This window comes from Frateuria aurantia DSM 6220 (assembly GCF_000242255.2).
In the GTDB taxonomy this organism is placed as follows: Bacteria; Pseudomonadota; Gammaproteobacteria; order Xanthomonadales; family Rhodanobacteraceae; genus Frateuria; species Frateuria aurantia.
The window spans coordinates 105,295-118,993 of record NC_017033.1 but is presented as its reverse complement, the minus strand read 5'-3'; the positions used below and the strand labels follow the sequence as shown (position 1 = coordinate 118,993).

Genomic DNA, 13,699 nt, shown 5'->3' with positions numbered 1-13,699 from the left:
CAAGCTTCGCCGGAGCAGCCGATGACAGGCTTGCAACGCCGGGGACAGCCATGGACGCCGCATCGCTCCGACCCGGGCTGACAGAAGACATGCTTGGCCCTCCCTCGACTCCCGCCACCATCGGCCCGATGATTCCACAGCCGACTTCATGGGATATGTGAACGCGTGATACGGACTCAGGGTCGGCGGGGTGTTCCCTCTCGTTGTGCTTTGCGACAATGACGGGCCACGTTCCATTGCGGCCCTTGCATGCAACTTATCGATATCGGCGCCAATCTCACTCACGAATCCTTCCAGCATGACCTGGACCAGGTTCTGGACCGCGCCCGCCAGGCCGGCGTGCAGACGCTGCTGGTCACCGGCGCCTCGCGCGCAGGCAGCGAGGCAGCCCTTCAACTGGCGCAGGCCCATCCGGGCGAGCTGTATGCGACCGCCGGCGTGCATCCGCACCATGCGGTGGACTACGATGCGGCCACTGATGCGGTGTTGCGACAGCTGGCTGGCCAGACACAGGTCCGGGCCGTCGGCGAGACCGGTCTGGACTATTACCGCAATTTCTCCACGCTCGCCCAGCAGGCCCATGCTTTCGAAAGCCAGCTGCAGATCGCCGTGGAGTGCGGCAAGCCGGTGTTTCTGCACCAGCGCGATGCCCACCGGGATTTCATCGGGATCCTGCGCCGCTACCGCGACCGGCTGTCCGCAGTGGTGGTGCACTGCTTCACCGATCAGGCCGCCGCGCTGGATGACTATCTGGATCTGGACTGCCATATCGGCATCACCGGCTGGCTCTGCGACGAGCGCAGGGGTACCCATCTGGCCGAGCTGGTCCGCCGGATTCCTGCGGACCGTCTGATGATCGAAACCGATGCGCCCTATCTGCTGCCACGCTCGATCCGGCCACGACCGAAGCACAATCGCAACGAACCGATGCATCTTCCGCATATATGCGAGGCCGTGGCCATGGCCCGTGGCGAAAGCCCGGAACAGGTCGCCGCGGCGACAACGGCCACCGCACAGGCTTTTTTCGGTCTGCCGGCACGCTGAAGCCTGAGGCCAGTCGCCGGAACTGACTTTCAACCCGGTGGCCTGCAGCCAAGGCGGATGCCGAGGGACGAAAAGAGCGGGACGCCTGGTACAACGGCGGAGTCCATGACTTGTCGCCGCTGGCACGCCCAGCCGTCGTTTATCGATGAAAGTCGAGGCTCCTTGCCTGGAGAGTTGGCGCAGGTGCCTCGAAAAATCTCGCCAGGGGCTGCCCCGTCCTCACGGGATCCATGGGATGCGCAAAACCAGATGCAGATATACGGGGTTGATGAAGATCCCCCGCGGGCTGGATCCGGGCTTTGCCTCAGAGCCTGCAGGCCGATGGCGAGGCGAGCCCTCAGCCCGTGCGGGCCGGGCACGAGCCCCTTAATCCAACCGGCGGATCTCGCCGGGGGCCAGGCCATCCAGTGACCAGTCACCGACCCGCTCACGCACCAGGCGCAAGGTCGGCAGCCCCACCGCGGCTGTCATCCTCCGGACCTGACGGTTGCGGCCCTCGCGCAGGGTCAATCGCAACCAGGCAGTAGGAATCGACTTGCGGAAGCGGACCGGCGGATCGCGTGGCCACAACCACTCCGGCTCGGTCACCAGCTCGGCGCTGATCGGCAGGGTCGGTCCGTCCTTCAGGAGCGGACCAGCCCGCAGTGCCTGCAACTGCAGCAGGTCCGGCGCCCCTTCGACCTGGGCCAGATAGATTTTGGGCTGCTTGTGCCTAGGATCCGTCAAACGGTGTGCCAGCGGACCGTCGTCGGTCAGCAGCAGAAAGCCTTCGCTGTCCATATCAAGACGTCCAGCCGGATAGACGCCTTTTTGAATCACATGGTCGGCCAGGGTTGGACGCCCCTGATCGTCGGTGAACTGGCACAGCACACCGAACGGCTTGTTGAGAGCCAGCAACATGAGCCTTCGCCTCAGAATGGCCGCGGGCAGACCGACTGCAGGCCGTCGATATGCTCATGCAGATCAGGAGCGATACCTTGCCACATCGGATCAAGGATGAAGTCGATGCCCTCATGCCGGGCCAGCTTGGCTGCCGGAATGAAATCGGCATCCCCCGCTACCAGCACGATCTGGTCCACCAGCTTCTTGTAGGCAAGGGTGGCGATGTCGATGCCGATCTCCATATCGACCTGGGTCTGGTGCATGTCAGGCTCGAAGTGCTCGTCACCGAGTTCGTCCCAGTTCAACTGGCCCTCATTGAGCAGCTGATAGCTGTGACGGCGCAACTGCCATTCCCCGCGCTCGGCCAACCGGCCCAGTCGCAGTGCCAGCTTGCGCTGACGCCGCAGCTGGTCATGCAGCTCGCGCCGGAATGACGCGGCACCGGTACGGCCGAAGTCGATGGAATCACCACTGACCGGCTTGGTGAAGGATTTTTCCAGCGGCGGGCAGTCATAGAAGTAGATGCGATACAGCGCGTCCCGCGGACGGTCCAGGGTCTTGAGGTGCTCAAGCGCCATGCCGAAGACGGTCTTGGCGACCGTACGGGCATCGCTGGCATCACGCTCGCCCCACACCTTGCGGTAACGCGCCAGAAAAAAAGCCCCATCGAAAAGGATGGCTGTGCTGTGCATAAACAGACCTTATGAATGTCGGAACAAATATCCGGATGTCGTTCATCGTTGCCATCAGGGCAGCGACCATCCGGCCTGGATATACCGGCCTGCGTAATAGCGCGAACCGGGTACGGCACCTGCTTGCCGAGGCAGGGCGATCTTGTTTGCGGATCCGTCCATGCGCCCCGCTGACCGCCTGATAACGTGCATGTTGCCAGCTAGTCTAACCTGCCGCTCGCCATGTTGCAGCGTTTGGGTCTAGTCGATGCCTGTCCCGACCCGTCGCTGCGTATGGGCTTCATGCAATGCGGCCTCGCCAGACAGCCAGTCCCGGAATTTGCGCACGCCCTCATGCTGCAGGGAGCGCGGCGGATAGACCAGGTGATACGATTCCGGAATCTGCAGATAGACCGACCCGATCACCTGCAGCAAACCCGCATCAATCAGCGGCTGGGCCATCACCATCCGGCCCAGTGCCACTCCGATACCCTCCACTGCCGCACGCTGCAGACTGTCGACATTGTCGAATTCAGCTACATAGCGGGTCGCAGGCGTGGCTCCGGTCTGCTCGAACCAGTATCGCCACTTGTCCGCGCTGTCGCCCAGCAACGGCCATGTTTCCGGCCGCTGCGGATCGAGCTGACGGGCCTGCAACAGCGCTGGAGCCGCGACCGGAATGATCCACTCGCCGAACAACCGCTCGCTGATGACGCCCGGCCAGCTGCCCAGACCATAGCGCAAGCCAAGATCCATCGACTCACGGTCAAAATCGACCACGGCATCGGTCGAGGACAGATCCAGCTGCAACTCCGGATGCAGACGCACCAGCCCCGCCAGCCGGGGAACCAGCCAGCCGGTCAGCATGCCGGGAATGGCCGTCAGGCTGACCCGCAGATCATGCCGGCATTGGTAGTCGAGCAAGGCCCGCTCGATGTCGACGACATGATCGCCGACCGCGTCCAGCAAACGCTGCCCGTCACGCGTCAGTTCCATGCCCCGCGGCCCCCGTTCAAACAGCTGCCGACCCAGACGCTGCTCCAGCTGGCGGACCTGATGGCTGAGCGCGCTGACCGTGATATGGGCCGCCGCAGCCGCTCTGGACAGATTGCCGAAGCCAGCCACCTGGACGAAATAATGCAACTGGCTGAGCGGAAGTCGTGACATTCAAAAATTTCTCAAGTCTGCCTGTCATAAATTGCGATGGAACAAGGTCATTTCTCGACCTATCTTGATTTCACCTCAAGCCTTTGACAAGGTGCCACCGATGCCTTCGCCCTGGACGGAATGGCTGTTCATGCATGGCCACATCACGCATGCCGAAACAGCGCGGACGCTGCTGCGGACCGAGTCCAAAGTCCCGCCGCCTGCCGGGCCACGGCCGCGTCAACGGCGGCACGGGTGGCTCAGGCCGCCGCCCGAGCCTGACCATGCCGTCCTTGACTTGATTCCCGCATCAATCAGGCCAAGCATAGGCAAACCTTGTTGATCCGGGAGTTTTCTGATGTCTTTGCGCAGACTCGGTCGATCCGACCTTGAGATCGCCCCCCTGGTGTTCGGCGGCAACGTGTTTGGCTGGAGTGCCGACGAGGCACGCTCCTTCGCCCTGCTCGATGCCTTCGTCGATGCCGGCTTCAATCTGATCGATACCGCCGACGTCTATTCGGCCTGGGTGCCCGGCAACCAGGGCGGCGAGTCGGAAACCATCATCGGGCGCTGGCTCAGGCAGAGCGGCAAGCGGCAGCAGGTGCTGATCGCCACCAAGGTGGCGAAATGGGATCGCCACCCCGGCCTGTCGCCGATCAATATCCGGGCGGCGGTCGAAGCCTCGCTGCAGCGCCTGCAGACCGACCATATCGATCTCTACCAGGCCCATGAGGACGATGCCGGGGTGCCCCTGCATGACACCCTCGGTGCCTTTTCCCGGCTGATCGAGGAGGGCAAGGTCCGCGTGATCGGCGCCTCCAACTACCGTGCCGATCGCCTCGCGGAGGCGCTCAAGGTATCGGCCGAGCACCGCCTGCCCCGCTATGAAAGCCTGCAGCCCGAATACAATCTGGTGGATCGCCAAGGCTATGAGGCGGAGCTGGAGCCCCTGATACGCCGGGAGGACATCGGGGTGATCAGCTACTACTCGCTGGCCAGCGGCTTTCTCAGCGGCAAATATCGCAGCGAGGCCGATCTCGCCAAGAGCGCCGCCCGCGGCGAAGGGGTCAGGAAATATCTCGATACGCGTGGCCTGCAGGTTCTGGCCGCGCTGGATCAGGTCGCTTCGCGCCACCAGGCCAGTCCGGCCCAGGTCGCGCTGGCCTGGCTGATTGCCCGCCCCGGCCTGACCGCACCGATCGCCAGCGCCACCTCGATCGACCAGCTGGACGATCTGCTGGCCGCGACGCGGCTGCAGCTCGACGACGGCGATATCGAGGCGCTGGACCTCGCCTCCGCCTACTGAGCCACGCTGCCGGAACGGGCCGGAGCCCCCGCCGGGACGGCTCCGGTTGGAGCCGTTCGCGGCGGTGGTGGCGGGCTGGCGGGCGCAGGCTCCGCCGCATCGGGTGCCTCGATCCGATAACCGGCCGCCCGCAATCCCTCAAGATAAGGCGATGGGCTGGCCAGCAGCAGGTCCATCGGCAGCGTCGCGAATACACCGGCATGATGCTCCAGCGCATCCCGGGTCACCTGCAGCCAATGCTGTCGCTGGCGCGCGGGCAGATCATCCAGGCCTTGCTGCTTCAGAAATCCGGCCTCGCTGATCACGTCCATGCAGGTCACCCGTTCGTCATGGGCGTAGGCGGCCTGCAAACCCTCGATATCACCCGCTGCCCAGGCCCCGGCGCGCTGCCGCAAGGTCTGCATGTCGACATCCAGATTGGCCAGAGTTTGCGCGAAACACTGCCGGTCATCCAGGTCGCTGCGCTTGAAGGTCTTCACCAGATGGCGCGGCTGCTCGATCAGCACCAGGGTCTTGGTCGGCAGACGCTGCAGGTGATCGGCCAGCGCCAGACGGCGGATCTCGGCCAGCACGCCGCCCGAGTTGTCCAGGCCATGCGCGGCCAGGGCCTTGCGATACAGCTGGTAGGCGGCGAACAGCGGCCGCCAGCGCTCGACCTTGTCCGAATCCCCCAGATAGCGGGACTTCAGGATCTGCCAGCGCGCATAGTCCTGTGGCGCCACCACATCGCGCAGAGTCTGCCCGTCGGGATTGTTGCGCACGCCGATCAGGCTGGGCAGCAGCCATAGCTTGCCGAAAAAGCCGGTATCCAGCTTCATCTTCACCCCGGGCGGGTCCAGCAGCACCTGCGACCGGGCCAGGGCCGAGGCCACTTCCTGCGACTGCCACTGCATGTGCTGCGGCAGCGGCGAGGTCGTCCCGAGGATCCACAGCACATGACCGGGTTTGCTGACACGCCACAGCCCGGGCCCTGACTGGGTGCCGGTGACCTGGATCGGTACCAGGGTCGCCGCGCTCTGGCGACTGACCGCAGGCGTCGGCGTCTGCGCCGACAGCGGCAGCGCGCTGGCGACCGTGACGGCCAGACATGCCATCAAGCCGCCGCGCCACCACGCCCCCCGGGTTCCGATCCTGCCCATGTTCAAGCCTTCACTGTCCATCGAAGCACTATAAAGCAGTCCGGGACGGATCGCCTTCAGAGCAGCCTGGCCCGCCGTGGATACGGAGGCACATCGACATATTCGCCACTTCGAAGACGCGCCTGTAGCCCCTGCCACCACGCCGGATCGAACAATTCGGGATGGGCCTCGCCCAACAGGCGGCGCAACTCCGCCCCGACCCCCATGAAATGGATGAACATCTCGGGAAAGACATCGCCCGGCGCGGCATACACCCGGTCCTCCAGCGGCAGCATCTCCTCGCCGGGCCGGGCCGGCGGCAAGGCTCTGAAATGGCAATCGTCCAGCGCGCAGACTTCGTCATAATCGTAGAAAATGGCCCGCCCGGCCCGCGATACCCCGAAGTTCTTCAACAACATGTCGCCGGGGAACAGGCGGCTGCCGGCGAGGTCCTTGATGGCCTGGCCGTAGTCGAGCACGGCCCGCCGCGCCGCCTCGGGCTCGACTTCGCGCAGATACAGGTCCAGCGGCCGCAGACGACGCTGGATATAGCAGTGGCTGATCACGATGTCATCGCCCTCCTCGCTGACCGAGCTTCCGCATTCGGCCATCAGCTCGGTCAGGAGCTCGTCCGGAAAGCAGGCCCTGGCCAGCCGCAGTTGCCGGAATTCCTGGGCATCGACCAGACGCCCCACCCGGTCGTGCAGCATCACCAGGCGATACTTTTCCTCGACATCCCGCCGCTTCATGTCCTTGGGCCACACGAAACGGTCGCGTATCAGCTTGATCACCACTGGCAGCCGGATCGGTGTCAGCACCAGCATCACCATGCCGCGCTTGCCCTCGGCATGGACCAGCCGATCGCCGGGATGCTGCCGGAAATGCTGGAACAACCGGCGATAGCGCTCGGTCTTGCCCTGCTTGGCACGACCCAGCACGGTATACAGCTCCTCCAGCGGCTTGCGCGGCAGCAGTACATGCATGAAGGCGACCACCGAACCGACCGGTGCGATATCGGCATGGAAATAGCTGTGCGAATAATCGAACAGAGCGGAGATGTCCGCCATTTCGGTCAGCAGCGCATCCACCACCACGCCCTGCGGACTCTGTGCCAGCACCAGCACCAGCGGCGCACTGCCCTGCAGGCTTACATGGCGCCCCACCAGATAGGCGCGACGGTCGCGATAAAACACGGCAGTCAGCATATCCAGCTGAATCACCGCACCAAGGTGATCCAGCAGCCGTTGCCGGAATGCCGTCGCCAGCAGGTCGACCGCCCGGGCGATATCGGCATAGCCACATGCGGGCCGGAAATCATCCAGCAACACGTGGAAGGTCCGGGCGATATCGCCGTGCACGACGTAGCTGTGCAGCGGAGGCAAAGGTGTGGCCGCATCGACGGCTTCGCGTTCAAGCGCGACATACTCCACCAGTTCATCCACCCCGCGGGTGTGGAAGTTGCGGCGCGACAGGGTGCTGAACCAGGTCTTGTAGAGCTCGGCATCCAGTTTGTCCTGCAACCGTGCGGCGTATTCCAGCCGCATGCCGGCCCACAAGGCCCGCGAACGGAGACCGTCATCCAGCAAGGAATCCAGGCGCCCCTGGGTCTCGCGGATGCATTCATCGTAAAGCCGGATTCTGGCCTGCATATCGGCAGCCGACTGGCGCCAGTCACGACGTTCGAAATGCCGTCTCGCCCGGCGGGTGATATCCGAAAAACGGGCGTTGTAATCTTCGAAAGCGTCCAGCACCAGCGCGGCGGCGGCGGCCGGGCGCGCATCGGCAGCCACCAGCAGGCCAGGCAGGATCTGCGGGTCCATCACGGCGGGTCTCCTTCCGGCACCGGACCGGGCGACCGACGCGGTCGCCCGGCGAAACGGACTACATCGCGGCGATCAGACGATCACCGAACTCCGAGGTCTTCACCTCGGTCGCCCCATCCATCAAGCGGGCAAAATCATAGGTCACCTGCCTGGAAGCGATGACCTTGTCCAGAGCGGCGATGATGGCATCCGCGGCCTCGGTCCAGCCCAGATGCCGCAGCAGCAATTCGCCGGACAGGATCACCGAGCCCGGATTGACCTTGTCAAGACCGGCATATTTCGGCGCCGTGCCGTGGGTGGCCTCGAATACCGCATGACCGGTGACATAATTGATATTGCCGCCTGGGGCGATACCGATGCCGCCGACCTCGGCCGCCAGCGCATCGGAAATATAGTCGCCATTGAGATTGAGCGTGGCCACCACGTCGTATTCGCCCGGGCGCAGCAGGATCTGCTGCAGAAAGGCATCGGCGATGACGTCCTTGACCACGATGCGACGACCGGTGCGGGGGTTTTCGAAACTCTGCCAGGGGCCGCCGTCCAGCGCCTTGGCACCGAATTCCCGGCTGGCCACCGCATATCCCCAGTCACGGAAGGCACCCTCGGTGAACTTCATGATGTTGCCCTTGTGGACCAGGGTGACCGAGCTTCGGTCATTGTCGATGGCATATTTCAGGGCGGCCCGCACCAGCCGTTCCGTGCCTTCGCGGGATACCGGCTTGATCCCGAAGCCCGAGGTGGCAGGAAAGCGGATCTTGGCAAAGCGTTCCGGGAAATGCTCCTGCAGCAAGGCCGCAAACCGCCGGGCATCCTCGGTCCCTTCCTGGAACTCGATACCTGCGTAGATGTCTTCGGTATTCTCGCGAAAGATGATCTGGTCGATCTGACTGGGATCCTTGACCGGCGAGGGCACACCCTTGAACCAGCGTACCGGGCGCAGGCAGGTATACAGGTCCAGTTGCTGACGCAGGGCCACGTTCAACGAACGGATTCCACCACCCACCGGGGTGGTCAGCGGCCCCTTGATCGAGACCAGATAATCACGGCAGGCTGCCACCGTCTCGGCCGGAAGCCAGTCACCGGTGGCGTTGTAGGCCTTTTCGCCGGCCAGCACTTCCAGCCAGTGGATCTTGCGACGCCCGCCGTAGCTCTTGGCAACGGCGGCATCCAGTACCCGGACCGAGGCCCGCCAGATATCCGGCCCGGTGCCGTCACCTTCGATAAAGGGGATGATCGGCTGATCAGGTACCTCGAGCTGCCCATCGCGCAAAGTGATGCGGGCACCTTCCGGCGGCGGAACAAGACGGTGATCGGACATGCGAATCTCCAGGATGCAAAAGCCACCGGCAGCGGATCAGGATACGATCCCGTCCGATCCGGGCATGGCCGCCATTGTCACCCGCAGCGCAGCATTAACCTAGATGCAGTGCAATAACTCATCAAATACAATAAGTTGAAATATTCATGAATAAAATCATCACATACCTTGCATGTAAAGAGTGCTAGACGTCTTATGTGAATTTTTCGATTGACCCTGACACCACACCACGAGCCCGTGAAGGAATTCATGTCATGGCCATCTACAAGGTCTGCCGACCGTAGCGGTATTCCAGGATCAGCCACAGCTTGTGCTGGTCATGACTGAAATTCCGCCCCTGATAATGACCGTATTGCAGCTCGGTGGAGAATCGCGATGTCCATTGCGCCAGTACGCCGGCATCCAGCTCGTGGCCATAGGCCGAGTGTCCATGGGCGGCATCGAAGTGATGGTAGACCAGCTGCCAGCTGCAGCGACTGCCGCCGAATTCGCCATGCAGGCCCGCGTAACGATCACGCAGGCCATTCACCGGTATCGAGAACACGCCCACCCAGCCATCGAAGGGATGGCCGGCGCCATAGGCGATATTGAAACCGGTCCGGCCATCGCCGCCCAGCTCTTCCTCCCCGACCCGTGCCGTGATCGTCTTCAGCCCGTAATTGAGCTCGAACTGGTGATAAGCCAGATCGAAAGGCCGCGGGCTGTTGCCGTAACTGTCCTGCCGTGCGAGCACGGCCACCCAGCTGAACTGGCTGCGCCCCTGGTCCGGACTGGCCTGTCCGCTCCAGCCCAGACCCCGGATCCGCATGGAATTGACGGCGCGGGTGGTATTGCGAATCAGATAGACATAGGCCGACAGAACGCCCAGCGGCAAGCCCTGCTCGGCATGCAGCACATGGGCCTGCAGATGCCAGCGGCGTTGGTCGCGATCAAAGAAGTCACCGCCAACCGTACGATGGACCTGACCCAGCCAGTCATAACGCAGCACCGTCATCGGAGCGAGCTGCCAGCGACTGCTGAAGCCATCGAACGACTGCGGATGCTGCCGCCAGCCATTGCGTGCGAAAAATCGTTCGTTGCCCAGCCGGATATACTGCCTTCCGATTCTTATCTCGGCATGGCGGTCACGATAACCCAGCCAGGCATTGCTGAGCTCCTTGCCCGGCGGGTCGGCTTCCGAAGGATAAGCCGTGACCCGCCCGCTGGTGTCGTCGTATTCACGCCCGAACAACGACCACAGCCCGGTCATCTCGGCATATGCGGCCCAATGCGAGCCGATGGCCTGCAGCCAGCCGAGCTGCAGGCGGGCTGTATGCGCATGCCCGCGGCGATGGAATTGATCGGACACCATGGTCGTATCGCGATAACGTACGCCCAGATAAGCCTCACTCTCGTAGCGCGGATTCTGCTGCAGCTCCTGACCCAGCGCACTGCCGGCCAACCACAACCCTCCTGCCAGCACCCCGCTCCTGAGCTTGACCGTCATCGATCACCGTATCCTCCGCGGGCGGCCTTCCCGCCCCTTGTTGACAGTTGATAACCGATTGCCCTGCATCAGGCAAACGCCGGCAAGGCATTGGCTGATCACCGCGGGGCAGCATCCGCCGGAGGGTCAGCGATCAGAGGCGCCGACCTGATCGTACTCCCGTGTGGTGGACAGCCCAGGCCGCAGCAGATCCACGAAATTGCGGGCCTCCGGACTGAGAAACTTGCCGCGGCGCAAGGCCACCCCGTAACTGCGCTGCGGCAGCAACTGGCGGATATTGCGAATCCCCAGCCGGCCCTGATCGGCCTCGGTCACGCACAGCCCGGGCATGATGGTGATCCCCATGCCCAGTGCGACATACTGCTTGATCGCCTCCCAGCCGCCAATCTCGATGGCGACGTGATAGGGCACCTGCTGCTGCTGGAAAATCAGGTCCACCAGCCGGTACGTGGCCTGCCGGTCCGGCGGAAGGATCAGACCGTACCCGGAAAGATCGGCCAGAGTCAGCCCCGGTCGTGCCAACAAGGCATGACCCGGTGGCGTCACCAGCATCGGATCGTAATGGAATACCGGCGCCCAGTTCAGATCGGCCGGCACGTCCAGCATCGAGCCGACCAGGACATCGGCGCGGTCATTGCGCAGCATGGCCATCCCGTCGCGTTCGGTCATGCTGACCAACTGCAGCTGTACGTCCGGATAGCGCTCGCGGAAACGACTGACAAAGCGCGGCAGCAGATACTGCAAGGTCGAAGCACCGGCCACCACGGTCAGACGACCGGCCTGCAGCCCCTGGACCCGGGCCTGGAAGCGGCGATCCAGGGTCTCCCAGCCTTCGATCAGCGGCCGCGCCAGCTCGTAAAGCGCTTCACCGGCCTCGGTGAGATGGATGCGGCGGCGGCGGCGCTCCAGCAGGCTGACGCCCAGCTCCCGTTCCAGGGCCTGCAACTGCAGGCTGACCGAGGGCTGGGACAGGAACAAGGCCTCGCTGGCCCGTGACAGGGAGCCGGCTTTGACGGTGTGCACGAAGGCCCGCAGCTGCTTGTAGCGACTGCCCTTGTAATAGAAGCGCGCGGCGTCTCCAGAGCTGCCTCCAGAACCTGGATTTACCGGCTTTCGTCCCGGTTTGCGCGCTTCGGCCACGAGATCACCTCTTTGATATCAGTTACTTGCCAATCATATTGATTAATTCAATAGATACGATTGAATCATTTGCTTTGTCAACTATCTGGATTGGTCATACGGTGGCACTCCCCATCGCAAGGAGAGTGTCATGGTCGCATCACCCGCGTATCCGGCAAGCACAGGACCTCATCTTGACTGCGATCCGGCGCCCGGCCATGAAGATCTGCTGACTGCCGAAGCACGGCAATTCCTGAGCCAGCTGCATCAGCGGTTCGAGCCTCGCCGGCAGGCCCTGTTGCAAGCCAGGCGGCAACAACAGGCCCAATTCGATGCCGGGGCCCTGCCCGGCTTTCGTGCCGACACGCTGGCCATCCGCGAAGGCGACTGGCAGGTAGCGCCGATTCCGGACGAACTGCAGGACCGGCGAGTAGAGATCACCGGTCCGGTCGATCGCAAGATGATCATCAATGCACTCAATTCAGGTGCCAAAGTGTTCATGGCCGACTTCGAGGACTCCAACGCCCCGACCTGGACCAATCAGCTGGAAGGCCAGCAGCATCTGCGTGCGGCCACCGCCGGCACCCTGGATTTTGACACCCCTGAAGGCAAGTCCTATCGGGTCGGCCCTGCCCCGGCCTTGCTGATGGTGCGCCCACGTGGCTGGCATCTTCCCGAGGAGCATGTGCGCGTCGATGGCGAAATCTTTTCCGGCGCCCTGTTCGATTTCGGCCTGTACGCCTTCCACAATGCCGGCCAGCTGTTGCAGCAGCGGCGAGGTCCCTATTTCTACCTGCCCAAGCTGCAGGCCATGGAAGAGGCCGCGTTATGGGATGAGGTGCTGAGCTTTGCCGAAGCGTTTCTGGAGCTTCCGATCGGCAGCTTCAAGGTCACCGTGCTGATCGAGACCCTGCCGGCCGTGTTCCAGATGCACGAGATCCTGCATGCCCTGCGCCGACGCATCGTCGGCCTCAATTGCGGGCGCTGGGATTACATCTTCTCGTATCTGAAAACCCTGCGCGCCCACCCGGACCGACTGCTGCCGGAGCGGAGCCAGGTCGGCATGGGCGTGCCGTTCCTGAAGGCCTATTCCGAACTGCTGATCAAGACCTGCCACCAGCGCGGCGCGCTGGCCATGGGAGGAATGGCCGCCCAGATTCCGATCAAGGGTGATGAGCAGGCCAACCAGGCGGCGCTGGACAAGGTACGCGCCGACAAGTTGCGCGAAGTGCAGGCCGGTCACGACGGCACCTGGGTCGCCCATCCGGCACTGGTCCCGATTGCTGCCGAAATATTCGACACCTATATGCCAGGCCCCAATCAGCTGGGCCAGCTACGGCTGGATGTGCAGGTCAGCGCCGAGCAGCTGCTGGCCGTCCCGGCAGGTGACATCAGCCGGGATGGCTTCGAGAACAGCATCGAGGTCTGTCTGCGCTATACCGCCGCCTGGCTGGCCGGTCAGGGCTGCGTGCCCATCCACCACCTGATGGAAGACGCCGCCACCGCCGAAATTTCGCGCGCCCAGCTGTGGCAATGGTTGCACTACCCGGTCACCTCGGGTCAGCCACCACTGCAGCTGAGCGACGGCAGCAACATCGACTTCAGCTTGTTCGACCAGGTGCTGGAAGCCAATCGGCAGGCACTGGCCACCAGCCAATGGCCGGGTGCCGCCAAGGCCGATGCCGCCGCCGAACTGCTGGCCACGCTGAGCCATGCCCCCCAATTGACCGACTTCCTCACCCTGCCGGCCTATCGCCAGCTGTGAGCCCTGCCATGGTCTATCGAC

At 63.5% G+C, this 13,699-nt stretch carries 11 protein-coding genes; 3 read left to right on the top strand and 8 right to left on the bottom strand.

Annotation, left to right across the window (positions count from 1 at the left end):
* The first annotated feature begins 249 nt into the window (after positions 1-249).
* Positions 250-1,044 carry a TatD family hydrolase gene (locus tag FRAAU_RS00520; RefSeq protein ID WP_014401612.1) on the top strand — a complete coding sequence of 265 codons (795 nt, stop codon included), beginning with the start codon at positions 250-252 and terminating at the stop codon, positions 1,042-1,044.
* A 366-nt stretch (positions 1,045-1,410) separates the two neighbouring features.
* On the opposite strand, the gene FRAAU_RS00515 is transcribed toward FRAAU_RS00520, so the two are convergent.
* From FRAAU_RS00515 to FRAAU_RS00505, 3 genes are all read right to left on the bottom strand, one after another.
* The gene (locus FRAAU_RS00515; RefSeq protein ID WP_014401611.1) at positions 1,411-1,944 is read right to left on the bottom strand and encodes a pseudouridine synthase; all 534 of its coding nucleotides are present in this window, start codon (positions 1,942-1,944) and stop codon (positions 1,411-1,413) included.
* An 11-nt stretch (positions 1,945-1,955) separates the two neighbouring features.
* Positions 1,956-2,618 carry an NYN domain-containing protein gene (locus tag FRAAU_RS00510; RefSeq protein WP_014401610.1) on the bottom strand — a complete coding sequence of 221 codons (663 nt, stop codon included), beginning with the start codon at positions 2,616-2,618 and terminating at the stop codon, positions 1,956-1,958.
* A gap of 240 nt (positions 2,619-2,858) precedes the next feature.
* Positions 2,859-3,764 carry a LysR substrate-binding domain-containing protein gene (locus FRAAU_RS00505; protein ID WP_014401609.1) on the bottom strand — a complete coding sequence of 302 codons (906 nt, stop codon included), beginning with the start codon at positions 3,762-3,764 and terminating at the stop codon, positions 2,859-2,861.
* A gap of 337 nt (positions 3,765-4,101) precedes the next feature.
* On the opposite strand from FRAAU_RS00505, the gene FRAAU_RS00500 reads away from it, so the two are divergent.
* On the top strand, positions 4,102-5,049 hold the full coding sequence (locus FRAAU_RS00500; RefSeq protein WP_014401608.1) for an aldo/keto reductase: 948 nt from the start codon (positions 4,102-4,104) through the stop codon (positions 5,047-5,049).
* Here FRAAU_RS00500 and FRAAU_RS00495 read toward each other — a convergent pair.
* From FRAAU_RS00495 to FRAAU_RS00475, 5 genes are all read right to left on the bottom strand, one after another.
* A complete protein-coding gene (locus FRAAU_RS00495; protein ID WP_014401607.1) occupies positions 5,043-6,188 on the bottom strand; it encodes a TraB/GumN family protein in 1,146 nt (381 codons plus the stop codon). The genes FRAAU_RS00500 and FRAAU_RS00495 overlap by 7 nt on opposite strands.
* Before the next feature lie 56 nt (positions 6,189-6,244).
* Positions 6,245-7,987 carry a bifunctional isocitrate dehydrogenase kinase/phosphatase gene (gene aceK, locus FRAAU_RS00490; protein ID WP_014401606.1) on the bottom strand — a complete coding sequence of 581 codons (1,743 nt, stop codon included), beginning with the start codon at positions 7,985-7,987 and terminating at the stop codon, positions 6,245-6,247.
* 61 nt (positions 7,988-8,048) lie between these two features.
* Positions 8,049-9,308, bottom strand: coding sequence for an NADP-dependent isocitrate dehydrogenase (icd, locus tag FRAAU_RS00485; protein WP_014401605.1), 1,260 nt, complete (start codon positions 9,306-9,308; stop codon positions 8,049-8,051).
* A 262-nt stretch (positions 9,309-9,570) separates the two neighbouring features.
* Positions 9,571-10,794 (bottom strand): alginate export family protein, encoded by a 1,224-nt coding sequence (locus tag FRAAU_RS00480; RefSeq protein ID WP_014401604.1) that lies wholly within the window; start codon positions 10,792-10,794, stop codon positions 9,571-9,573.
* Between the two features lie 126 nt (positions 10,795-10,920).
* Complete coding sequence (locus FRAAU_RS00475) at positions 10,921-11,934, bottom strand: LysR family transcriptional regulator (protein WP_014401603.1); 1,014 nt, start codon at positions 11,932-11,934, stop codon at positions 10,921-10,923.
* Between the two features lie 130 nt (positions 11,935-12,064).
* Here FRAAU_RS00475 and aceB point away from each other — a divergent pair, with 130 nt between their 5' ends.
* Complete coding sequence (gene aceB / locus FRAAU_RS00470) at positions 12,065-13,678, top strand: malate synthase A (RefSeq protein ID WP_014401602.1); 1,614 nt, start codon at positions 12,065-12,067, stop codon at positions 13,676-13,678.
* Positions 13,679-13,699: the final 21 nt, after the last annotated feature.

Coding starts and splice junctions, on each gene's coding strand:
- FRAAU_RS00520 (WP_014401612.1), top strand. CDS start 250: ATGCAACTTATCGATATCGGCGCCAATCTCACTCACGAATCCTTCCAG.
- FRAAU_RS00515 (WP_014401611.1), bottom strand. CDS start 1,944: ATGTTGCTGGCTCTCAACAAGCCGTTCGGTGTGCTGTGCCAGTTCACC.
- FRAAU_RS00510 (WP_014401610.1), bottom strand. CDS start 2,618: ATGCACAGCACAGCCATCCTTTTCGATGGGGCTTTTTTTCTGGCGCGT.
- FRAAU_RS00505 (WP_014401609.1), bottom strand. CDS start 3,764: ATGTCACGACTTCCGCTCAGCCAGTTGCATTATTTCGTCCAGGTGGCT.
- FRAAU_RS00500 (WP_014401608.1), top strand. CDS start 4,102: ATGTCTTTGCGCAGACTCGGTCGATCCGACCTTGAGATCGCCCCCCTG.
- FRAAU_RS00495 (WP_014401607.1), bottom strand. CDS start 6,188: ATGGGCAGGATCGGAACCCGGGGGGCGTGGTGGCGCGGCGGCTTGATG.
- aceK (WP_014401606.1), bottom strand. CDS start 7,987: ATGGACCCGCAGATCCTGCCTGGCCTGCTGGTGGCTGCCGATGCGCGC.
- icd (WP_014401605.1), bottom strand. CDS start 9,308: ATGTCCGATCACCGTCTTGTTCCGCCGCCGGAAGGTGCCCGCATCACT.
- FRAAU_RS00480 (WP_014401604.1), bottom strand. CDS start 10,794: ATGACGGTCAAGCTCAGGAGCGGGGTGCTGGCAGGAGGGTTGTGGTTG.
- aceB (WP_014401602.1), top strand. CDS start 12,065: ATGGTCGCATCACCCGCGTATCCGGCAAGCACAGGACCTCATCTTGAC.